Genomic DNA, 22,124 nt, shown 5'->3' on the forward strand with positions numbered 1-22,124 from the left:
GTACACAACGGATGTCGGCGGCGTCACAATGCGCCGCCTTCCGGCTGCACGCCAGGAGGTGCCCCATGGCACAGGCAATGCGACCCGACCCCGGACACTCCCTCTTCGCCACCGATGGCAAGCCGCACCCGCTCCAGGACACCCTGATGGGGGTGACCCTCTTCCTCGGAGTGCTGTCCTTCATCACGGCCCAGTTCCACAGCCTGCACGTGCTGGCGTCCTGGGCCGGACTGATCGGCATCCTGACCGGCGCGTTCGGACAGTTCATCTCCGTGACGACCAGGGAGCGCTTCGTCCTGATCGTCGGCCTCGGCGCCTCGGCCGTGGGCTTCTACCTCGGCATGTTCTACGGAGGCCTCACCTGAGGCCCCGGCCGGTCGGCCGGCCCAGGGCCTGATCCGCGAGGACGGGCCCTGGAGACCCACGTCCCATCGGGCGCGCTCCCCGGTCACAGTAGGCTTCGGCGCGAGAGCCGGAGCCCCTGACCAATGGGGACACACCTGCCGAGGAGCGCCCCGCATGAGCCTGACCCTGAGGACCATCAGCCGTGAGCAGCATCTGGCATTCATCCAGAGCCAGCCTGCGGCGAGCCACTGCCAGGTCCCGGCGTGGGCGGATGTGAAGACCGAGTGGCGCTCCGAGAACCTCGGCTGGTTCGACAAGTCCGGCGAGCTCGTCGGCGTGGGCCTGGTGCTCTACCGCCAGCTGCCGAAGATCAAGCGCTACCTGGCCTATCTGCCCGAGGGCCCGGTCATCAACTGGTACGCCCCGAACCTCGACGACTGGCTGCAGCCGATGCTGGCGCACCTCAAGCAGCAGGGCGCCTTCTCCGTGAAGATGGGCCCGCCGGTCGTCATCCGCCGCTGGGACTCGGCCGCCATCAAGTCCGGCATCCAGGACCCGGACGTCAAGCGCCTGAAGGACGTCGAGGCCACCCACATCGAGCCGCGGGCCTTCGAGGTCGCCGACCGGCTGCGGAAGATGGGCTGGCAGCAGGGCGAGGACGGCGGCGCCGGCTTCGGCGACGTCCAGCCCCGCTACGTCTTCCAGGTCCCGCTCGCGGGCCGCTCGCTCGACGACGTCCTCAAGGGCTTCAACCAGCTGTGGCGCCGCAACATCAAGAAGGCCGAGAAGGCCGGCGTCGAGGTCGTCCAGGGCGGTTACGAGGACCTCGCCGAGTGGCAGCGGCTGTACGAGATCACGGCCGTCCGCGACCACTTCCGCCCGCGCCCGCTCTCGTACTTCCAGCGCATGTGGACCGTCCTCAACAACGAGGACCCCAACCGCATGCGGCTCTACTTCGCCCGGCACAACGGCGTGAACCTCTCCGCCGCCACCATGCTCGTCGTCGGCGGCCACGTCTGGTACTCCTACGGCGCCTCGGACAACATCGGCCGCGAGGTCCGGCCGTCGAACGCGATGCAGTGGCGCATGCTGCGCGACGCCTACGCGATGGGCGCCACCGTCTACGACCTGCGGGGCATCTCGGACTCGCTGGACGAGACCGACCACCTCTTCGGCCTGATCCAGTTCAAGGTCGGCACGGGCGGCGAGGCCGTGGAGTACGTCGGCGAGTGGGACTTCCCGCTCAACAAGCTCCTGCACAAGGCCCTGGACATCTACATGTCGCGCCGCTGACGACGCGGCCGAGGCTTGCGTAGTCTCGTACACACCTTTGACACACCGCACCCACCAGAAAGGTTCCGGGCCGGCCATGGCGCTCTCCCTCTACGTCGACACCGCTCGCTGGCGGGCGCACCAGAAGTCGGTCATCGACCAGTTCCCCGGACTCGTGCCGGTCTGCAAGGGCAACGGCTACGGCTTCGGCCACGAGCGGCTGGCCGACGAGGCCGCCCGCTTCGGCGCCGACATGCTCGCGGTGGGCACCACGTACGAGGCCGCCAAGATCAAGGACTGGTTCAGCGGCGACCTCCTGGTGCTCACCCCGTTCCGGCGCGGCGAGGAGCCGGTGCCGCTGCCGGACCGGGTGATCCGCTCGGTCTCCTCCGTGGACGGGGTGCACGCCCTGGTCGGCGCCCGCGTCGTCATCGAGTGCATGAGCTCGATGAAGCGCCACGGCGTCCACGAGGAGGACCTCGGCAGGCTGCACGCCGCCATCGAGGACGTACGCCTCGAGGGCTTCGCCCTGCACCTGCCCCTGGACCGCCCGGACGGCACCGACGCCGTCGAGGAGGTCATCGCCTGGATGGACCGGCTGCGGGCCGCCCGGCTGCCGCTGCACACCATGTTCGTCAGCCACCTGCGCGCCGACGAGCAGGCCCGGCTCCAGCAGCAGTTCCCGCAGACCCGCTTCCGCGCCCGGATCGGCACCCGACTGTGGCTGGGCGACCACGAGGCCACCGACTACCGCGGCGCCGTCCTCGACGTCACCCGGGTCGCCAAGGGGGACCGCTTCGGCTACCGCCAGCAGAAGGCCGCGTCCGACGGCTGGCTCGTGGTGGTCGCCGGCGGCACCTCGCACGGTGTGGGCCTGGAGGCCCCGAAGGCGATGCACGGCGTGATGCCGCGTGCCAAGGGCGTGGCCCGCGCGGGTCTCGCCACCGTCAACCGGAACCTTTCTCCGTTCGTCTGGGCCGGCAAGCAGCGCTGGTTCGCCGAGCCCCCGCACATGCAGGTGTCGATCCTGTTCGTGCCGTCCGACGCCCAGGAGCCGCAGGTCGGCGACGAGCTGGTGGCCCATCTGCGCCACACCACCACCCAGTACGACCGGATCGTCGAGCGCTGAGCCGCTCGCGACCCGCACGCGTGGAAGAGGCCCCCGGGGATCACCCCGGGGGCCTCTCACGTCATTGCCCGGCTCACTCCCGGGCCGTGCTCCCGGGAACCGCCCAGGGGTCGCCCGCAGGGGCGCCCCACTCCACCCGCGGCCCCTCCACGGCCGGGGCCGCGTGCCGCGGCGGGTGCGCGGCCCTGCCCAGGGCGAAGACGTCCTCGGCGCCGTCCAGGACGCCCCCCGAGGGGTCGTCCGAGCCGTCACGTCGTACCGGGTCCCGGTCGGGCGCCAGGATGTCGCGTACGACCAGGGCGCACAGGTAGAGCGTGCCGAGCACGTGCAGGACGATCGCGAACTGGTAGCCGTCGGTCGGCAGCCCCTGCTTGTTCCCGCTGCTCGTGTAGGCCAGGTAGAACCAGATGGCGAGGAAGTACATGACCTCGCAGGCCTGCCAGACGAGGAAGTCGCGCCAGCGCGGCCGGGCGAGCGCGGCGAGCGGGATCAGCCACAGCACGTACTGCGGCGAGTAGACCTTGTTGGTGAGCACGAACGCGGCCACCACGAGGAACGCCAGCTGCGCGAGCCGGGGCCGGCGCGGCGCGGAGAGCGCCAGGACGGCGAGCCCCACGGCGACGAGCAGCATCAGGAGCAGCGCCCACAGGTTGGCGGTCAGCGGCTCCACCTGCCGTCCGGTGGTCTGGCTGAGCAGCAGCCAGACGGAGCCGAAGTCGACGTTCCGGTCCGTGCTGAAGACGTAGAACTGCTTCCAGCCGTCGGTCGCCAGGAGCATCACCGGCAGGTTGACCACCAGCCACGCGCCCACCGCGCCCAGCAGCGCCGTGCCGAACGCGCGCCACTTCCCGGCCCGCCAGCACAGCAGGAACAGCGGCAGGAGCAGCAGCACCGGGTAGAACTTGGCGGCGGTCGCGAGCCCCAGCAGCACGCCGGAGCCGAGGGTCCGGCCGCGCGACCACATCAGCAGCGCCGCGGCCGTCAGGGCGACGGCCAGCAGGTCCCAGTTGATGGTCGCGGTCAGCGCGAAGGCGGGCGCGAGTGCCACCAGGAGGGCGTCCCAGGGGCGCCTGCGGTGCGTCCGGGCCACACAGACGGCGAGGACCGCGGTGCAGACCAGCAGCAGGCCCGCGTTGACCATCCAGTAGCCCTGCTCGCGCTGCGTCAGGTCGCCGCCGGGCGTCAGCCAGGCCGCGACCTGCATGAACAGGCCCGTCAGGACGGGGTACTCCAGGAACGGTATGTCGCCGCCGACCCGGTCGAAGTAGGGCACCAGGCCGTCCGCGAAGCCGCGCCCCGAGAAGAGGTGCGGGATGTCGGAGTAGCAGGCGTGGGTGTACTGCGAGGTGGAGCCGCGGAACCAGGCCCAGTTGTAACAGGGCAGCTTCTGCACCATGCCGAGCGCAAACATCCCGATGGCGACGAGCGCCACGACACGGACCGGGGTGAACTGCCCGGCGCCGAGCAGCGCCCGGCGCCCGATCGGTCCGCCGATCAGTTCGCTGCCGGCGGCGGCCACGTCGTCGCTGCGCGTGGGGCAGACCACCGCCGTTTCCCGCGGAGGGCTCGTCTTCTGGAGGCTCGGCATGGGGGACATCCTGCCGTACCGGCCTGGGAAAACGGTGAGGGCCGCCGCACGCCGTTCCGTACACGGGGTACGGACCGGGTGCGACGGCCCTCTCGACGAGGCCGGCCGGCGGGACGCGGGCGGATCAGCCCAGGGCGCCCCAGCTGGTGCCGCCGTTGGGCTTTCCGCCGCCGGTGGGATCGGTGGTGGCGGTCGTCTCCGTCGACGTCGGCGTCGGTGCCGTGGTGGTTCCGCCGTTGGAGGCGCCGCCGCTGTCGTTGCCCTTGCTGGTGCCGCCGTTCGTCTCGCACGGCCAGTCCCACACGGAACAGGTCTGCCCGGGGTCGGCCGTCTTGGTCGGCTTCTTGGTGGGCATCTGGGTGGTGGGGGTGGCCGAGGACGGGGTCTCGGACGGGGTCTCCGTGGGCGTCGGCGTCGGGCTGACGGCGCCGCCGCCGAAGACCGCCTCGCCGTCCAGGTCCTCGGGCTCGGGGAAGTCCACGGGCTCGGTGCCGTTGAGGGCGTCGGTCATGTAGTCGTGCCAGATCTGCGACGGGAACGACGAACCGTGGATCTTCGGCTGGGCGCCGGTGCCGAACATGGACTCGAACTTACGGTCCTTGATCGTCTCGTCGTCCGCGAAGCGGTACATGTCGATGGCGGTCGACAGCTGCGGGGTGTAGCCCACGAACCAGGCCGAGTTGTTGCCGTCGGTCGTACCCGTCTTGCCGGCCGCCTCGCGGTCGTCGAGCGCGGCCTTCTTGCCGGTGCCCTTCTTGACGACGTCCTTCAGCACGTCGGTGACGTTGCTGGCGACGGCCGTGGAGAACGCGCGCTTGGGCGCGGCCTCGTGCTTGTAGATGACCTCGCCGCGCTGGACGACCTTGGTGACGGAGAACGGGTCGTTCTGCTCGCCGTTGTTGGCGAAGGTCGAGTAGGCGCCGGCCATGCGGATCGCGCTCGGGGAGGAGATACCGAGCGAGAAGGACGGCACGTTGGCCTTGATCAGCGACGAGTCGAGGAGACCGGCGTCGACGGCCGCCTTGCGGACCTGGTCGATGCCGATGTCCATGCCGAGCTGCACGTACGGCGAGTTCGCGGAGCGCTCCATGGCCTCGCGAAGCGTCATGTTCTTGTAGCTCGCGTTGTCGTCATTGGTCTGGAGCCACTCGTTGCCGTTCTCGTCGTGCCAGATCGTCCCGTCGTAGTTCTTGATCCGCAGCTTGTTCTGGCCGTTGTAGATGCTCTTGTCGGGGTCGACGATCCTGCGCGTGCTGGCGTCCTGCGTCGGGCCCAGCTTCTTGTCCCGCACACCGTCGCGCATCGCGGCGGCCAGCACGAAGGGCTTGAAGGTCGATCCGACCTGCGCACCCGTCTGGTCGGCGTTGTTGGTGAAGTGCTTGGTGGCGTCCGTGCCGCCGTAGATCGCGACGAGCGCGCCGGTCTTCGGGTCCACCGAGGCGCCGCCGAACTGGACGTGGGTGTCCGTCTTCGGGCGCTTGTCGGGCTTGATGTGCTCGTCATAGACCTTCTTGACGGCCGCCTCGAGCGCCTTGACCTTCTTCTTGTCGAAGGTGGTGTGAATCTCGAAGCCGCCCTTGGCGAGCTGCTGGGCGTCGATGCCCTTGTCGTTCTTGTTCAGGAAGTTCGCCTCGGCCGTCCGCACCAAGTAGCCGATCTGGCCGCTGAGCTGGGCGCCCTGCGTCCGGCCCTTCACCTTGGGGAAGGTCGTGTACTTGGCGCGCTCGGCGGCGGGGAGCTTTCCGTCCTTGACCATCTCGTCGAGGATCCACTTCCAGCGCTTCTCGGCGCGTTCGCGGTTCGACTTGGCATCGGCCGCCGGGTCGATCTCGGGGGAGCCGGCCGGGTCGTAGTAGGTCGCGCCCTTGAGCAGCGAGGCGAGGAAGGCCGACTCGCTGGCGTTCAGCTTGCTGGCGTCCTTGCCGAAGTACGTACGGGCCGCTGCCTGGATGCCGTAGGCACCCCGTCCGTAGTACGAGGTGTTGAGGTAGCCGGCCATGATGTCGCGCTTGTCCAGCTCGTTGCCGACGCGCATGGAGATGAAGAGTTCCTTCACCTTGCGGGTCAGGGTCTGCGACTGGTCGTTGAGCCGGTTGTTCTTCACGTACTGCTGGGTGATGGTCGAGCCACCCTGGGTCTCGCCGCCCTTGGCCATGTTCCACACGGCGCGGCCGATGCCCATGGGGTCGATGCCCGAGTCCGTCCAGAAGGTCTTGTTCTCGGCCGAGACCACGGCGTCCTGCATGGACGTCGGGATCTGCTCGATGCCGACGATCTGGCGGTTGACTTCACCACCGGTCGCGGCCATCTGCGTGCCGTCGGCCCAGTAGAAGACGTTGTTCTGCTGCTTGGCGCTCAGGTCCTCGTTGGGGATGCCCACCATGGCGTACGCGATGGTGGCCGCGCCCATGAGGCTGCCGCAGAAGGCCAGGAACAGGCCCGTGACGAGCTTCCACGAGGGGACCCAGCGCCGCCAGCCGTACTTGCCGTAGCGCGGGTAGTCGATGATCCGCTTCTTGCCGGGCGGACGCCCGCCACGGCCGCGCCCGGGGCCACCGCCCTGGCCGCCGCCACCGCCACCGCGCCGTCCACCACCGGGGCCGTTGGGGCCCCCGGGGCCGCCGGCCTCGGGGGCACGCCTGCGACCGCCCCGCTGTGCGGCCCGACGGGCCTCGGCACGTCCCCCGTAGGGACGCGGCTCCTCCCCATAGGCGGAAGGCGGTCCGTACGAGTCCGAAGGGGACCCCGAACCGACGTCACGGCCTTGGGCCGACCTGCGGCCCATCGGCTGCTGGGCGGCGCGCCGGGCCGCAGCGCGACCGCCACTCGGCGGCTGCTGCTGCGGCATTTTGCGACGATGCTCGCTCATCGAACGACTACTCCTCGGGCAGGCGCGTACGCCTGGAAGCGGCAGTTGAGTTCCGGTCCCCCCGAAATGCACACGGCCGGACCTCGGAAAAAGCCCCGCCGTGCCGCAGCCGGTCACCCGCATCACTGACGCCCCGCGGCATCGCTCGGTTCCCGGTGGTCTGCATGCCGCACAGACTACGCACGGCCAAAACCCGCCTAGGGACGAACTTCACCCCAAATGCGACAACTCGAACGCTGTGAATTGACGATGTGACGCCGGTCACCCGAGCCCCACTTGTCGCGACCGAGGGGCCGTTCTATCGTCAGGATGTATCGAGTCGATACATCAGTGCGGCACATCGACTCGGCATAAGAGTGCGCACAGGTTCCGAGAGACGAGTCCCGAGAGCGGAGGAGGCGGCGAATGAGCAGGCGCTCAGGAATCCTTGAGTTCGCCGTTCTCGGCCTGCTCCGCGAGGCCCCGATGCACGGTTACGAGCTCCGCAAGCGGCTCAACACCTCGCTGGGGATCTTCCGGGCCTTCAGCTACGGGACCCTCTACCCCTGCCTCAAGACGCTGGTCGCCAACGGCTGGTTGATCGAGGAGCCCGGCAGCGCCCCCGAGGAGGCGCTGGCCGCTTCACTCGCAGGACGCCGCGCCAAGATCGTCTACCGGTTGACGGCCGAAGGTAAGGAGCACTTCGAGGAGCTCCTCTCCCACACCGGCCCCGACTCCTGGGAAGACGAGCACTTCGCCGCCCGCTTCGCGTTCTTCGGCCAGACCGAGCACGAGGTGCGGATGCGAGTGCTGGAGGGCCGCCGCAGCCGGCTGGAGGAGCGCCTGGAGAAGATGCGCGCCTCCCTGGCCCGGACGCGCGAGCGCCTCGACGACTACACGCTTGAGCTGCAGCGCCACGGAATGGAGTCCGTGGAGCGCGAAGTGCGCTGGCTGAACGAGCTCATCGAGAGCGAGCGGGCGGGGCGGGATCAGCGATCGCGCCCCGACGCCCCCGAGGGCGCCGCTCAGCAGGACAAAAATTCTGGAGACACGGGCGGCCTGCCCCGGCACGGGGGCAGTACCCGGCCGGATCCGTCCGACGACACCGCCAAGTGAAACCCTGCGTCAGCAGGGCTTCCAACGACACACAGGGAGCAACCGGAATGGGTTCGGTTCGCGTAGCCATCGTCGGCGTGGGCAACTGCGCCGCCTCGCTGGTGCAGGGCGTCGAGTACTACAAGGACGCCGACCCGGCGACCAAGGTGCCCGGCCTGATGCACGTCCAGTTCGGCGACTACCACGTCGGCGACGTGGAGTTCGTGGCCGCGTTCGACGTGGACGCGAAGAAGGTCGGCCTCGACCTCTCCGACGCCATCGGCGCCAGCGAGAACAACACCATCAAGATCTGCGACGTCCCGAACAAGGGCGTCACGGTCCAGCGTGGTCACACCCTCGACGGGCTGGGCAAGTACTACCGCATGACCATCGAGGAGTCCGCCGAGGCTCCCGTGGACGTCGTCCAGGTCCTCAAGGACAAGCAGGTCGACGTGCTCGTGTGCTACCTGCCCGTGGGCTCCGAGGACGCCGCGAAGTTCTACGCCCAGTGCGCCATCGACGCCAAGGTCGCCTTCGTCAACGCCCTCCCGGTCTTCATCGCCGGCACCAAGGAGTGGGCTGACAAGTTCACCGAGGCCGGTGTCCCGATCGTCGGCGACGACATCAAGTCCCAGGTCGGCGCGACCATCACGCACCGCGTGATGGCCAAGCTGTTCGAGGACCGCGGTGTCCGCCTTGAGCGCACCATGCAGCTCAACGTCGGCGGCAACATGGACTTCAAGAACATGCTCGAGCGCGACCGCCTCGAGTCGAAGAAGATCTCGAAGACGCAGGCCGTCACCTCGCAGATCCCCGACCGCGAGCTGGGCGAGAAGAACGTCCACATCGGTCCCTCGGACTACGTGGCCTGGCTCGACGACCGCAAGTGGGCGTACGTCCGCCTCGAGGGCCGCGCCTTCGGTGACGTCCCGCTGAACCTCGAGTACAAGCTCGAGGTGTGGGACTCCCCGAACTCGGCCGGTGTCATCATCGACGCCCTGCGCGCCGCGAAGATCGCCAAGGACCGGGGCATCGGTGGCCCGATCCTCTCCGCGTCCTCGTACTTCATGAAGTCCCCGCCGGTCCAGTACTTCGACGACGAGGCGCTCGCCAACGTCGAGAAGTTCATCAAGGGCGAGGTCGAGCGCTGACCTGACGGTCTCCCGACTCGATGACGAGGGTCCCCGCGGCACTGCCCGGGGGCCCTCTTCGTATGTGAGTCTTGCTGCCATGTCCGTCGTGCGTGATCTGCGCATCCTCCTGCGCCTGCGGAACTTCCGCCGCCTGCTCGCCGTGCGCCTGCTCTCCCAGTGCGCGGACGGCGTCTACCAGGTGGCTCTGGCCACGTACGTCGTCTTCTCCCCCGAGAAGGAGACCAGCCCCGCTGCCATCGCCTCCGCCATGGCGGTGCTGCTGCTCCCGTACTCCCTCGTCGGCCCCTTCGCCGGCGTCCTGCTCGACCGCTGGCAGCGGCGCCAGGTCTTCCTCTACGGAAACCTGCTGCGCACCGTCCTCGCCTGCGGGACCGCGCTGCTCATCCTGTCCTCCGCGCCCGACTGGCTCTTCTACGCCTCCGCCCTCTCCGTCACGGCCGTCAACCGCTTCGTCCTGGCGGGGCTCTCGGCCGCCCTCCCGCGCGTGGTCGACGACGAGCGGCTGGTCATCGCCAACTCGCTCTCCCCGACCGCGGGCACCCTCGCCGCGACCGTCGGCGGCGGACTCGCCTTCGGGGTGCGCCTGATCGCCGACGACTCCGACGCCGCCGTCGTGCTCCTCGGCGCTCTCCTCTACCTCTGCTCCGCGCTCGCCTCGCTGCGGATGGCGCGCGAGCTCCTCGGGCCGGACCCGGGCCACCTCCAGCCCCGGCTGTCCACCGCGTTGAGGTCCACCGCCCGTGGAATGGCGAGCGGCCTGCGTCACCTCTCCGAGCGGCGGCCCGCAGCCCGGGCGCTCGCCGCGGTCGCCGTGATGCGCTTCTGCTACGGAGCCCTCTTCGTAACCGTGCTCATGCTCTGCCGGTACGCATGGAGCTCGGCGCAGTCGGACGGCCTCGCCGCGCTCGGACTGGCCGTCGCCGCCTCCGGGGCCGGGTTCTTCGCGGCGGCGCTCCTGTCCCCCTGGGCGGTCGGAAAGCTGGGGCCGTTCGGCTGGATGACCCTCTGCGCGGGAATCGCGGCCGTACTCACCCCGGCGCTCGGGCTGACCTTCGCCCGGACACCCTTCCTCGTGGCCGCCTTCGTCCTGGGGCTGACCACCCAGGGCGCGAAGATCGCGACGGACACGGTCGTCCAGACCTCGGTGGACGACGCCTACCGAGGAAGGGTCTTCTCCCTCTACGACGTGCTCTTCAATGTCGCCTTCGTCGGGGCGGCAGGGGTCGCGGCACTCATGCTGCCTCCCGACGGCAAGTCCGCGCTTCTGGTGGTCTTCGTGGCCGTTCTCTACGCCACCGTCGCCCTCGCCTTGGCGAGGAGCCCCAGAAGGACCCCGCAGGCCTGACGACGAAGGGGCGATGTTTCACGTGAAACATCGCCCCTCGTCGGTGCCGGCCCTTTCGCTGTTTCACGTGAAACATCGCCCGTGAAACAACGGCATCGCCCTACTCGCCCTGCGTCGCCCACCACTCCTTGAGTGCGGCGACCGCTTCGTCATGTCCCATCGGCCCGTTCTCCAGCCGCAGCTCCAGCAGGAACTTGTAGGCACGACCGACGGCCGGCCCGGGACGGATCCCCAGGATCTCCTGGATCTGGTTGCCGTCGAGGTCGGGACGGATCGAGTCCAGCTCCTCCTGCTCCTGAAGCTGCGCGATGCGCTCTTCCAGACCGTCGTAGGTACGGGAGAGCGCGGCGGCCTTGCGCTTGTTGCGCGTGGTGCAGTCCGAGCGGGTCAGCTTGTGGAGCCGGGAGAGGAGAGGTCCCGCGTCCCGCACATAGCGACGGACGGCCGAGTCCGTCCACTCGCCCGAGCCATAACCGTGGAAGCGCAGATGCAACTCCACGAGACGAGAAACGTCCTTGATCATCTCGTTGGAGTACTTGAGCGCGGTCATGCGCTTCTTCGTCATCTTCGCGCCGACCACCTCGTGGTGGTGGAAGGAGACCCGGCCGTCCTTCTCGAAGCGCCGGGTGCGCGGCTTGCCGATGTCATGGAGCAGGGATGCCAGACGCAGCACGAGGTCCGGTCCGTCCTCCTCCAGGGCGATGGCCTGGTCGAGGACGGTCAGCGAGTGCTCGTAGACGTCCTTGTGCCGGTGGTGCTCATCGCTCTCCAGCCGCAGCCCGGGAAGCTCGGGCAGCACGTACGCGGCGAGGCCGGTGTCCACGAGCAGCCCCAGGCCCTTGCGGGGGTGGGAGGAGAGCAGCAGCTTGTTGAGCTCGTCACGCACCCGCTCTGCGGAGACGATCTCAAGCCGTTCCGCCATCTCCGTCATCGCGGTGACCACCTCGGGGGCCACCTCGAAGTCCAGCTGAGCGGAGAAGCGCGCGGCGCGCATCATGCGCAGCGGGTCGTCGGAGAAGGACTCCTCGGGTGTCCCGGGGGTCCGCAGCACGCGGGCGGCCAGATCCTCCAGGCCGCCGTACGGGTCGATGAACTCCTTCTCGGGGAGCGCCACGGCCATGGCGTTGACCGTGAAGTCACGCCGGACCAGGTCCGCCTCGATGGAGTCGCCGTAGGAGACCTCGGGCTTGCGCGAGGTGCGGTCGTACGCCTCGGAGCGGTAGGTGGTGACCTCCACCTGGAAGCGCTGGACGACGTCGCCGACACGGGCGTCCTTCTGGCAGCCGACCGTACCGAAGGCGATGCCGACCTCCCAGACGGCGTCGGCCCAGGGGCGGACGATCCTGAGTACGTCCTCGGGGCGCGCGTCGGTGGTGAAGTCCAGGTCGTTGCCGAGACGGCCGAGGAGGGCGTCGCGGACCGAGCCGCCGACCAGCGCGAGGCTGAACCCGGCCTCCTTGAAGCGGCGGGCGAGGTCGTCGGCGACGGGGGACACACGCAGTAGTTCGCTCACCGCGCGGCGTTGCACCTGGCTCAGTGCAGTCGAGGTCTCTTCGTTGGCGTTCGGCACAACAGAAAAGGGTACGTGGCCCAGCTCGTGCCGATGCCCCCGTTTTCCGCCGCCACGGCAGCCCCGCACCGGCTCCGGTGCCCTCCCGCCCCATCGGCTGGAGCAGTCCCCGGCACTTGGCCGCTGCGTGCCTCGTTACCATGCCTGGACACAGCAACCGGAAACCCCCGACACCACAGACACCACAGACAACGACGAGGACGGGCGACGCGTGGCCGAGGCGGCAGATATCCAGGGGACCACTCCCTCACCTGCCCGCCGCCGGTTGCGGCGTCTGGTCTCCCTCGGCGTCGCGGCTCCGCTGCTGGCCGGGTTCCTTCAGGGCCTGCCCACGCAGGCGGCGGAGGCCGCCGAGAGCGCGAGCGGCTCCGGAAGCGTCGATGTGTCCGTCGACACGCTGGCGCCGAGCGCCCCGGTGGAGAGCGACACGCTCACCATCACCGGCTCGGTGACCAACCAGAGCAAGCAGGCAGTGACCAACGCCACCGTCGACCTGCGCGTCGGTCCGCAGATGACCAGCCGCAGCGAGATCGAGGACGTCTCCGAGCGGGGTGCCTACCGTGACGGCGGGGACCCGCCTCCGCTCGGCGGCGCCTACACCGTCAAGATCCCGGAGCTGGGAGCGGGCCTGAGCCGCGACTTCACGCTCTCGGTCCCCGTCTCCAAACTGGGCCTCGACGACGCCGGCGTCTACCAGCTGGGGGTCTCCCTCACGGGCCAGACCGCGAGCCGGCCCTACGGCCGGGTCCTCGGCATCGAGCGGACCTTCCTGCCGTACCAGCCCGAAGCCACCGAGAAGAAGACCCAGCTCACCTACCTCTGGCCGCTGATCTCCAGCACCCATGTCTCCGCGGAGACGGGTCCGGACCTCCAGCAGACCCCGGTCTTCGAGAACGACGACCTCGCCTCCGAGCTCGCCCCCGGTGGCCGGCTCCACGAGATGGTCGCGCTCGGCAAGGACCTCCCGGTCACCTGGGTGATCGACCCGGACCTGCTGGCCAGCGTGGACGCCATGACCAGGTCGTACAAGGTCAAGAGCGGCCGGACCGAGATCGCGGGCAGAAACCAGGACATCGCCAAGCGGTGGCTCGCCGCCCTGGAGAAGGCGGTCCAGGGCCGCAAGGTCGTCGCCCTGCCCTTCGCCGACCCCGACCTCGCCTCCCTGGCCCACCACGGCAAGGACGTCCCCGGCTCGCTCAGCCACCTCCAGCAGGCGACCGCGCTCGCCTCCACCACGGTGGAGACCGTCCTCCATGTGAAGCCGTCCACCGACTTCTCCTGGCCCGTCGACGGCGCCGTCGACCCCTCGATCATGTCCGTCGCCACCTCCGCCGGCGCGCACAACGTCATCGCCCGCAGCGACAGCTTCCGCGACGACCTCCCGTACACGCCGACCGCGGCGCGCCCGGTCGGCGGCGGCACGACCGCCGTGGTCAGCGACGCCATGCTGTCGACCGCCTTCGACGGCGATCTGATCCGGGCGGAGAGCTCCACGCTCGCCGTCCAGTCCTTCCTCGCCCAGTCGCTCGCCGTGACCCTGGAGCAGCCCGAGGAGCAGCGCAGCGTCGTGGTCGCGCCCCCGCGCATGCCGAGCACCTCGCAGGCCCAGTCCATGGCGACGGCGCTGCAGGGGCTGTCCACCCAGCGCTGGACGCAGCCACTGGACCTGACGGGCGCCGCCACGGCCAAGCCCGATCCGGACGCCTCCACCCGGGTGCCGGGCGGCGGGGCGTACCCGAAGAAGCTGCGCGCCCAGGAACTGGACGCCAAGGCGTTCGGGCAGATGAAGCAGACCCGCGACCAGCTGGACGACTTCCAGGTCATCCTGACGGCGCCGGACCGGGTCGTGCCGCCCTTCACCAACGCGATCAGCCGCGAGATGTCGACCTCGTGGCGCGGCCAGCAGGCCTCGGCCGCGCTCTACCGCCAGGAGGTCCTGCAGTACCTGCAGAGCCTGACCCGGGAGGTGCAGCTGATCGAGAAGTCCGACCTGCTGCTCTCGGGCCGGAGCGCGACCATCCCCGTGACGGTGCAGAACAAGTTGCTCCAGGGTGTGGACCACCTGGTGCTGCGCCTGACCTCCGGGAACAAGACCCGACTGAAGCTGAACGGCGGCGACGCCGTCGCCGAGCTGCCGGTGAAGATCGAGGGCGGCCACAGCCAGTCGGTGAAGTTCACCGCCTCGGCCAACGCCAACGGGCCGGTCCCGATGACGGCCCAGCTCTACACCGAGGACGGCACCCCGTACGGCCCGCCGATGACCTTCACCGTGAAGGTCTCCGAGATCACCCCCACGGTGATGCTCGTGATCGCCGGCGGTGTGCTCCTGCTGGTCCTCGCCGGCGTGCGGATGTACTCCCAGCGCAAGCGCGCCGCCGCCCGCAACGCGGAAGCGGAGACGGAGACGGAAGCGGAGACGGAGACGGAAGCGGGCGACGCGGAGACGCCGACTCCGGAGCCGGACCCCGAAGCCGGGGACTCCGAGGACGCCGATCCCGGGCAGCCGAGTGACCCGACACCGGACACCGGTCCTGAAAGCGGCGACCCGTCGGGCCCGGGTGAGAAAGTGGACCGTTGAGCGATGTCGTGGCCGGTCGGCCGGGGACGATGAGGTGGGGTAACCATGAACGCGCCGTACGACGGTGACCGCGGTCAGGCCGCGGGCGGCACCGCGCCCGCCGGTGGGACGCCCACGGCACCGGCACCCGGCAACGCGCCGGTCCCGCCGCCGCAGCAGCCCGCCCCTGACCCGTACGCGGTGAACCCGCAGAACCCGTACGCCCAGGACCCGTACGTCCAGGAGGCCTTCGCCCAGGACCCGTACCAGGGCCAGGACCTGTCCGCCCAGGACCCGGTGACCGAGGCGCTCTACGACCGCGCCGCGCACCCGCCGCCCCCGCCCGGCACCTATGCGGAGCCCCAGCCGCTCTACCAGCAGCCGGCCGTGCCCCCGCACGCGCCGGACCCCCGGGTATGGGCGCAGACCCCGGCGCCCGAGCCCGACGGGCCCTCGCGCCACCTGCCGTACGGCGACGACGCCCGCACGGTCCAGTTCACCGGTGTCGACGACCTGGTGACCCGCGCAGGGGAGGAGGAGCCGGAACCGGACGCCTTCGCCCACCTCTACCGGGACCAGCAGACGCCCGGCCAGGTGCCTCCGCCCGCCCCGGAGCAGAACCCCATGCCCGCGCCCGCCCCGAAGAAGTCCGGCCGCGCCTCCGGCCTGCTCAAGTCGAGCGCCGTCATGGCCGCCGGCACCCTTGTCTCCCGCCTCACCGGCTTCGTCCGCAGCCTGGTGATCACCGGCGCCCTCGGCGCCGCGCTGCTCGGTGACACCTTCACCGTCGCCTACACCCTGCCGACGATGATCTACATCCTGACCGTCGGCGGCGGCCTCAACTCGGTCTTCGTGCCGCAGCTCGTCCGCTCGATGAAGAACGACGAGGACGGCGGCGAGGCCTACGCCAACCGTCTGCTGACCCTGGTGATGGTCGCGCTCGGCGCGATCGTCGCCCTCGCCGTCTTCGCTGCGCCGCTGCTGATCCGGCTGATGTCGAACACGATCGCCGACGACGCGGCGGCCAACAGCGTCGCCGTCACCTTCGCCCGCTACTGCCTGCCCACCATCTTCTTCATGGGTGTGCACGTGGTGATGGGTCAGATCCTCAACGCCCGCGGCAAGTTCGGCGCGATGATGTGGACCCCGGTCCTCAACAACATCGTGATGATCGCGACGTTCGGCCTGTTCATCTGGGTCTACGGCACCTCCGCCGAGTCCCACATGGGTGTCCAGACCATCCCCGACGAGGGCGTCCGGCTGCTCGGCATCGGCACCTTGCTCGGCCTGGCCGTCCAGGCGCTGGCGATGATCCCGTACCTGCGCGAAACGGGCTTCCGCTTCCGGCCCCGCTTCGACTGGAAGGGCCACGGCCTCGGCAAGACGGTCAAGCTGGCCAAGTGGACCGTGCTCTTCGTGCTCGCCAACCAGGCCGGTGTCCTGGTCGTCACCCAGCTCGCCACCGCGGCCGGCGAGGAGTCCGGCAAGAACGGCGCGGGTTTCCTGGCCTACTCCAACGCCCAGCTCATCTGGGGCATGCCGCAGGCCATCATCACCGTCTCGGTCATGGCCGCGCTGCTGCCGCGCATCTCCCGCGCCGCCTCCGACAACGACCCGGGCGCGGTCCGCGACGACATCTCCCAGGGCCTGCGCAACTCGGCCGTGGCGATCGTTCCGGTCTCCTTCGCCTTCCTGGCGCTCGGCGTCCCGATGTGCACGCTGCTCTACGCCTCCAGCGGCGTCCAGGCAGCCCAGGGCATGGGCTTCATCCTGATGGCCTTCGGCCTCGGTCTGATCCCCTACTCCGTCCAGTACGTCGTGCTCCGCGGCTTCTACGCCTACGAGGACACCCGGACGCCCTTCTACAACACCGTCATCGTCGCGGCCGTCAACGCGGCTGCCTCGGCGGTCTGTTACGTGGTCCTCCCCGCCCAGTGGGCCGTGGTCGGCATGGCCGCCTCCTACGGCCTGGCCTACGCGGTCGGCGTCGGCGTCGCCTGGCGCCGACTGCGCAACCGCCTCGGCGGCGACCTCGACGGGGCCCATGTGCTGCGTACCTACGCCCGGCTGTGCCTGGCCTCCCTGCCGGCCGCGGTCGTCGCCGGAGCCGCGGGCTTCGGCCTGCTGAAGGTGCTCGGCGAAGGAGCGCTCGGCTCGCTGGCGGCCCTGATCGTGGGCGGAGCGGTGCTGCTCGGAGTCTTCTTCGTGGCCGCCAAGCGCATGCGGATCGCGGAGCTCAACTCCATGGTCGGCATGGTCCGTGGGCGTCTGGGACGCTGACGAACAGGGTTCGCACAACCATCGCCTGCCGACGCGTGTCGTGCATAGCGTCGGACTGTGGGCACAATTGGCATGGCTGTTGGATGTGGCGCAACGGATGGGGAGGCAGGAACGACGGTGGCGGAACGTAGCACGGCTGCCGTCGACGTGGCCGACAACAGCGGTGACGACCCGCTGACCGCCAAGGCGGACAAGGCCGCGACCGACGGGGTGGCGGAAGCGCAGAAGAAGGCGGTCACGACCGCCGAGGCCACGGAGAACAAGGCGGTCGAACGACAGAACGGCGAACAGCCCTCCATCACGGCACCGGAGCTGCACAGCGGCCACAAGTTGGCGAGACGCTACCGGTTGGAGGAGTGCGTCACCCGACTGGACGGATTCAGCAGCTGGCGTGCCGTGGACGAGAAGCTCCGCCGTGCCGTCGGTGTGCACATCCTGCCCGCCGACCACCCCCGAGCCCGCTCGGTCCTTGCCGCCGCCCGTTCGGCGGCCCTGCTCGGCGACCCCCGGTTCGTCCAGGTCCTCGACGCCGTCGAGGAGAACGACCTCGTGTACGTCGTGCACGAGTGGCTGCCCGACTCCACCGAGCTGACCGCGCTCCTCGCAGCCGGCCCGATGGAGCCGCACGACGCCTACCAACTGGTCAGCCAGGTCTCCCAGGCCATGGCCGCGGCCCACCGCGAGGGCCTCTCGCACCTGCGGCTCACCCCGAGTGCCGTCCTGCGCAGCTCCACCGGCCAGTACCGCATCCGCGGCCTCGCCGTGAACGCGGCGCTGCGCGGCATCAGCGCCGACCGTCCCCAGCGCACCGACACCGAGGCGATCGGCGCCCTGCTCTACGCGGCGCTCACTCAGCGCTGGCCGTACGACAACGACGCCTACGGCCTCTCCGGGCTCCCCAAGGGCGTCGGCCTGCTCCCGCCCGACCAGGTCCGTGCCGGCGTCCACCGCGGCCTCTCCGAGATCGCCATGCGCGCCCTGGCGAACGACGGGGCCACGGCCTCGCGCCAGGAACCGGCGTGCACCACCCCGGACGAGCTCGCCAAGGCCGTGGCGGCGATGCCGCGCATCCGCCCGCCGGAGCCGGAGTTCCCGATCCCGACGCCGCCGGAGTACCAGCGGACCACCTACCAGCAGGGCACGTACGGGCGCCCCCAGCCGCGTCCTCAGGTCGCCCAGCCGGTCGTGGTCCCGCCGCCCCCGCTGCAGAGCCGCACCGGCAAGGCGCTGAAGTGGGCCGTCTCGGCCCTGCTGATCGCCGCCCTCGGCCTGGGCAGCTGGCAGATCGCGGACCGGCTGCTGAACAAGGAGCAGGGCAGCGACACCCCGCCGGTCACCCAGCCGCAGACGGGCGAGGACGAGAAGGACAAGCCGAACGGCAAGCCGGTCGCGATCGTCGACGCCCATGACTTCGACCCGCAGGGCGACGGCGCGGAGAACCCCGACCAGATAAAGAACGCCTACGACGGCGACCCGAGCACCTCGTGGCCCACCATGCGCTACGACGGGTACTCCAAGTTCGGGCGTCTGAAGGACGGGGTGGGCATCGTCCTCGACCTCGGCAAGGTCCAGCAGGTCGCCAAGGTCGACGTCACCTTCCAGGGCAGCACCTCGGTCGAACTGCGGACGGCGCCGGAGGGCTCCTCGTCCCAGCCCGACCAGCCCGGGAGCTACACCACGCAGGACTCGAAGACCGGTTCCCAGGTGTCGCTCGCTCCGGCCAAGCCGGTCATGACGCGCTATGTGCTCGTCTGGCTGACCGACCTGCCGGCCGGCGGCGGTGGCTACAAGGGGCAGATCTCGGACATCAAGATCACCAGCTGACCCGTACCCCGGGGGAGGGGCTCACCGTTGGACGACGCCATACGCGACGAGCGCAGCGACCAGGAACTCCTGGCCTGCCATGTGGCCGGCGATCCTGACGCCTTCGGTGAGCTCGTACGCCGCCACCGGGACCGGCTGTGGGCGGTGGCCCTGCGGACGCTCGGCGACCGCGAGGAAGCCGCTGACGCCGTCCAGGACGCCCTTGTGTCGGCCTTCCGGGCCGCCCACACCTTCCGGGGCCAGTCGGCCGTCACGACCTGGCTCCACCGCATCACCGTGAACGCCTGTCTCGACCGGGCACGGAAGGCGGCCTCCCGGCGCACCTCCCCGGTGGACGACACCGCACGGTTCGAGCAGCTCCTGGAGCCGCACGAGTCCGCCGAGGCCCCCGCCGAGCGCCAGGACCTCCACCGACAGCTCCTGGCGGCCCTCGCCACGCTTCCCGCAGAGCAGCGCGCCGCCCTCGTCCTCGTCGACATGCAGGGATACCCGGTCGCGGAGGCCGCTCGGGTCCTGGACGTCCCCACCGGCACCGTGAAAAGCCGCTGCGCGCGCGGCCGGGCCAGACTCCTGCCGATGCTCACTCATCTGCGCGGCGACACGGTGGGTAACGAGCGGCCCGACGGGGGAAGGAACCGGACGCGGGGGGCATCCGTCCCACCGGTGCCGGGACCGAAGGACACTGGACCGAGCAATCAAGCTGCTGTGAAGGGCGGAGGTGGGCGCGCGTGACTTCCACGGCCGACACGACTCAGCACCCCGACGTCTCGGAGATCTCCGACCTCACCGAAGGCCTCCTCTCGCCTTCCCGTAGCGCCGCGGTACGCCTCCACCTCGACGGCTGTCCCCTCTGCGCGGACGTACGGACCTCTCTGGAGGAGATCCGGGGCCTTCTGGGCACCCTGCCGGGGCCGCCCCGGATGCCTGCCGAGATCGCCGGACGGATCGATGCCGCCCTGGCCGCCGAGGCGCTGCTGAACGCCACCGCGCCGGAAACCCCCGCGCATGTTTCACGTGAAACACCGCGCAGCCGTCCGGCCGCGACGCCCCCGCCCGCCGACCGCCCCGCGGGCCGCTCCGCCGCCGCCACCGGACCCGGACGGCCCCGCGGGCCCCGGCGTCGCAGGGTCGCGGCTCTGGGTGCGCTGCTCGGCGCGGCGGCCCTCGGACTGAGCCTGTTCTTCGTCCAGTCCGGTGTGCTGAACCCAGGGGGCGGTACGGAAGCCGACACCAAGTCCGACACCGCCGTCAGCGCCGCCGGTGCCGCGCGCTTCGACGGGCAGCCGGTCGAAGCCGCCGCCCAGGCCCTCCTCCAGCAGCACGGGACCTTCAAGGCCCCCCAGGACACCGGGCCCGGGTCGTTCTCCACCGAGAGCGGCGGCGACGGCCAGAAGCGCACCCTCACCGCCCCCCTGCCCGGCTGCGTCAAGGCCGGCACCCAGCGCCCGGATGCCGTTCTCGGCTTCCAGCAGGGCGACTACCAGGGCAAGGCCGCTTATCTCCTCGTCCTGCCGGACACCGCCGACACCACCCGGGTGGAGGTCTATGTGCTCGACGCCTCATGTGCCACGGGGAGCGGGAACACCCAGGCTGAGGTGCTGCTCAGGGAATCCGTCCCGCGCTCCTGAACTCTGTGCCGTGCCAGGCGGCGGTCTCGGGAATGCTTGCCCCGTAGGATCGGTTGGGTGGGGTGAGAGTGACCGATCCGACCGCCCCCGTAGGCAGTAGGCAGTCTGCAGAGACGAGGAAGAAACCCGTGAGCGACGTCCGTAACGTGATCATCATCGGCTCCGGGCCCGCGGGTTACACCGCTGCGCTCTACACGGCCCGCGCGTCGCTGAAGCCGCTCGTTTTCGAGGGTGCCGTCACCGCCGGTGGCGCCCTGATGAACACGACCGAGGTGGAGAACTTCCCGGGCTTCCGCGACGGCATCATGGGCCCCGACCTGATGGACAACATGCGTGCCCAGGCGGAGCGCTTCGGCGCCGAGCTCGTTCCGGACGACATCGTCGCGGTGGACCTCACCGGCGAGATCAAGACCGTGACCGACACGGCCGGCACCGTGCACCGTGCCAAGGCCGTCATCGTCACCACCGGTTCCCAGCACCGCAAGCTCGGGCTGCCGAACGAGGACGCACTCTCCGGCCGCGGCGTCTCCTGGTGCGCCACCTGCGACGGCTTCTTCTTCAAGGACCAGGACATCGCCGTCGTCGGCGGCGGCGACACCGCGATCGAGGAGGCCACCTTCCTCTCGCGCTTCGCCAAGTCGGTCACGATCGTCCACCGCCGTGACACCCTGCGTGCCTCCAAGGCGATGCAGGAGCGTGCCTTCGCCGACCCGAAGATCAAGTTCGCCTGGGACAACGAGGTTGCCGAGATCCACGGCGACCCGAAGCTCACCGGTCTGACGCTGCGCAACACCAAGACCGGCGAGACCAGCGAGCTCCCCGTCACGGGCCTGTTCATCGCGGTGGGCCACGACCCGCGCACCGAGCTCTTCAAGGGCCAGCTGGAGCTGGACGGCGAGGGCTACCTGAAGGTCGACGCCCCGTCCACCCGCACCAACCTCGCGGGGGTCTTCGGCGCCGGCGATGTCGTCGACCACACCTACCGCCAGGCGATCACCGCCGCCGGCACCGGCTGCTCGGCCGCGCTGGACGCCGAGCGCTTCCTGGCGGCCCTCGCCGACAGCGAGAAGCTCGCCCAGACCCCCGCGGTCTGACCCTCACTCCTCATCACCTCACACCCCGCGAATCAAAGGAGGTCGCCGTGGCCGGCGCCCTGAAGAACGTGACCGACGCTTCCTTCGAAGAGGACGTCCTCAAGAGCGACAAGCCCGTCCTGGTGGACTTCTGGGCCGCGTGGTGCGGCCCGTGCCGCCAGATCGCCCCGTCGCTCGAGGCGATCGCCGCCGAGCACGGCGAGATCGAGGTCGTGAAGCTCAACATCGACGAGAACCCGGCCACGGCCGCCAAGTACGGCGTCATGTCGATCCCGACCCTGAACGTCTACCAGGGCGGCGAGGTCGTGAAGACGATCGTCGGTGCCAAGCCGAAGGCCGCGATCCTGCGCGACCTCGAGGGCTTCGTCGAGGCGAAGGCCTGACGCTCACGCTGT

General features: G+C 70.1%; 16 protein-coding genes. 13 read left to right on the forward strand and 3 right to left on the reverse strand.

Features of this window, described 5'->3' with window-relative positions; all coding sequences use genetic code 11:
* Positions 1 to 65 precede the first annotated feature (65 nt).
* The 3 genes from ACH414_RS11930 (at position 66) to ACH414_RS11940 (ending at position 2,746) form a co-directional block, all read left to right on the forward strand.
* Positions 66 to 365, forward strand: coding sequence for a hypothetical protein (locus tag ACH414_RS11930; protein ID WP_382539013.1), 300 nt, complete (start codon positions 66 to 68; stop codon positions 363 to 365).
* Positions 366 to 519: 154 nt separating this feature from the next.
* Positions 520 to 1,638 carry a peptidoglycan bridge formation glycyltransferase FemA/FemB family protein gene (locus tag ACH414_RS11935; protein WP_365343982.1) on the forward strand — a complete coding sequence of 373 codons (1,119 nt, stop codon included), beginning with the start codon at positions 520 to 522 and terminating at the stop codon, positions 1,636 to 1,638.
* Positions 1,639 to 1,714: 76 nt separating this feature from the next.
* The gene (locus tag ACH414_RS11940) at positions 1,715 to 2,746 is read left to right on the forward strand and encodes an alanine racemase (RefSeq protein ID WP_382539017.1); all 1,032 of its coding nucleotides are present in this window, start codon (positions 1,715 to 1,717) and stop codon (positions 2,744 to 2,746) included.
* Positions 2,747 to 2,819: 73 nt separating this feature from the next.
* Here the strand turns inward: ACH414_RS11940 and ACH414_RS11945 are convergent, their stop codons facing one another.
* Positions 2,820 to 4,334 (reverse strand): glycosyltransferase family 87 protein, encoded by a 1,515-nt coding sequence (locus ACH414_RS11945; RefSeq protein ID WP_382539020.1) that lies wholly within the window; start codon positions 4,332 to 4,334, stop codon positions 2,820 to 2,822.
* A 124-nt stretch (positions 4,335 to 4,458) separates the two neighbouring features.
* On the reverse strand, positions 4,459 to 7,203 hold the full coding sequence (locus ACH414_RS11950) for a transglycosylase domain-containing protein (RefSeq protein ID WP_386563152.1): 2,745 nt from the start codon (positions 7,201 to 7,203) through the stop codon (positions 4,459 to 4,461).
* Positions 7,204 to 7,608: 405 nt separating this feature from the next.
* Between ACH414_RS11950 and ACH414_RS11955 the strand changes: the two genes are divergently transcribed.
* The 3 genes from ACH414_RS11955 to ACH414_RS11965 all read left to right on the forward strand — a co-directional run bounded on the left by ACH414_RS11955 (position 7,609) and on the right by ACH414_RS11965 (position 10,776).
* The gene (locus ACH414_RS11955) at positions 7,609 to 8,298 is read left to right on the forward strand and encodes a helix-turn-helix transcriptional regulator (protein ID WP_382539025.1); all 690 of its coding nucleotides are present in this window, start codon (positions 7,609 to 7,611) and stop codon (positions 8,296 to 8,298) included.
* Positions 8,299 to 8,345: 47 nt separating this feature from the next.
* Positions 8,346 to 9,428 (forward strand): inositol-3-phosphate synthase, encoded by a 1,083-nt coding sequence (locus ACH414_RS11960; protein WP_361849581.1) that lies wholly within the window; start codon positions 8,346 to 8,348, stop codon positions 9,426 to 9,428.
* Positions 9,429 to 9,507: 79 nt separating this feature from the next.
* On the forward strand, positions 9,508 to 10,776 hold the full coding sequence (locus ACH414_RS11965; protein WP_398941680.1) for an MFS transporter: 1,269 nt from the start codon (positions 9,508 to 9,510) through the stop codon (positions 10,774 to 10,776).
* 100 nt (positions 10,777 to 10,876) lie between these two features.
* On the opposite strand, the gene ACH414_RS11970 is transcribed toward ACH414_RS11965, so the two are convergent.
* Entirely contained in the window at positions 10,877 to 12,346 is a 1,470-nt protein-coding gene (locus tag ACH414_RS11970) for a CCA tRNA nucleotidyltransferase (protein WP_386563160.1), read from the reverse strand.
* A gap of 211 nt (positions 12,347 to 12,557) precedes the next feature.
* Between ACH414_RS11970 and ACH414_RS11975 the strand changes: the two genes are divergently transcribed.
* The 7 genes from ACH414_RS11975 (at position 12,558) to trxA (ending at position 22,112) form a co-directional block, all read left to right on the forward strand.
* The gene (locus ACH414_RS11975; protein WP_398941682.1) at positions 12,558 to 14,924 is read left to right on the forward strand and encodes a DUF6049 family protein; all 2,367 of its coding nucleotides are present in this window, start codon (positions 12,558 to 12,560) and stop codon (positions 14,922 to 14,924) included.
* Positions 14,925 to 14,969: 45 nt separating this feature from the next.
* On the forward strand, positions 14,970 to 17,183 hold the full coding sequence (gene murJ / locus ACH414_RS11980) for a murein biosynthesis integral membrane protein MurJ (protein WP_382539038.1): 2,214 nt from the start codon (positions 14,970 to 14,972) through the stop codon (positions 17,181 to 17,183).
* A gap of 117 nt (positions 17,184 to 17,300) precedes the next feature.
* Positions 17,301 to 19,007 (forward strand): protein kinase family protein, encoded by a 1,707-nt coding sequence (locus tag ACH414_RS11985; RefSeq protein WP_382539041.1) that lies wholly within the window; start codon positions 17,301 to 17,303, stop codon positions 19,005 to 19,007.
* Positions 19,008 to 19,034: 27 nt separating this feature from the next.
* The gene (sigM, locus tag ACH414_RS11990; RefSeq protein WP_386563171.1) at positions 19,035 to 19,739 is read left to right on the forward strand and encodes an RNA polymerase sigma factor SigM; all 705 of its coding nucleotides are present in this window, start codon (positions 19,035 to 19,037) and stop codon (positions 19,737 to 19,739) included.
* On the forward strand, positions 19,736 to 20,635 hold the full coding sequence (locus tag ACH414_RS11995; protein WP_386563174.1) for a zf-HC2 domain-containing protein: 900 nt from the start codon (positions 19,736 to 19,738) through the stop codon (positions 20,633 to 20,635). Before sigM ends, ACH414_RS11995 begins: the two co-directional genes overlap by 4 nt.
* Positions 20,636 to 20,763: 128 nt before the next feature.
* Entirely contained in the window at positions 20,764 to 21,729 is a 966-nt protein-coding gene (gene trxB / locus ACH414_RS12000) for a thioredoxin-disulfide reductase (protein WP_382539050.1), read from the forward strand.
* 47 nt (positions 21,730 to 21,776) lie between these two features.
* Positions 21,777 to 22,112: a thioredoxin gene (gene trxA, locus ACH414_RS12005; RefSeq protein WP_382539053.1), complete on the forward strand. Its 336-nt coding sequence runs from the start codon at positions 21,777 to 21,779 to the stop codon at positions 22,110 to 22,112.
* The last annotated feature ends 12 nt before the right edge of the window (positions 22,113 to 22,124 follow it).

Origin of the sequence: Streptomyces sp. NPDC020422, assembly GCF_044386705.1 — a bacterium.
GTDB lineage: Bacteria > Actinomycetota > Actinomycetes > Streptomycetales > Streptomycetaceae > Streptomyces.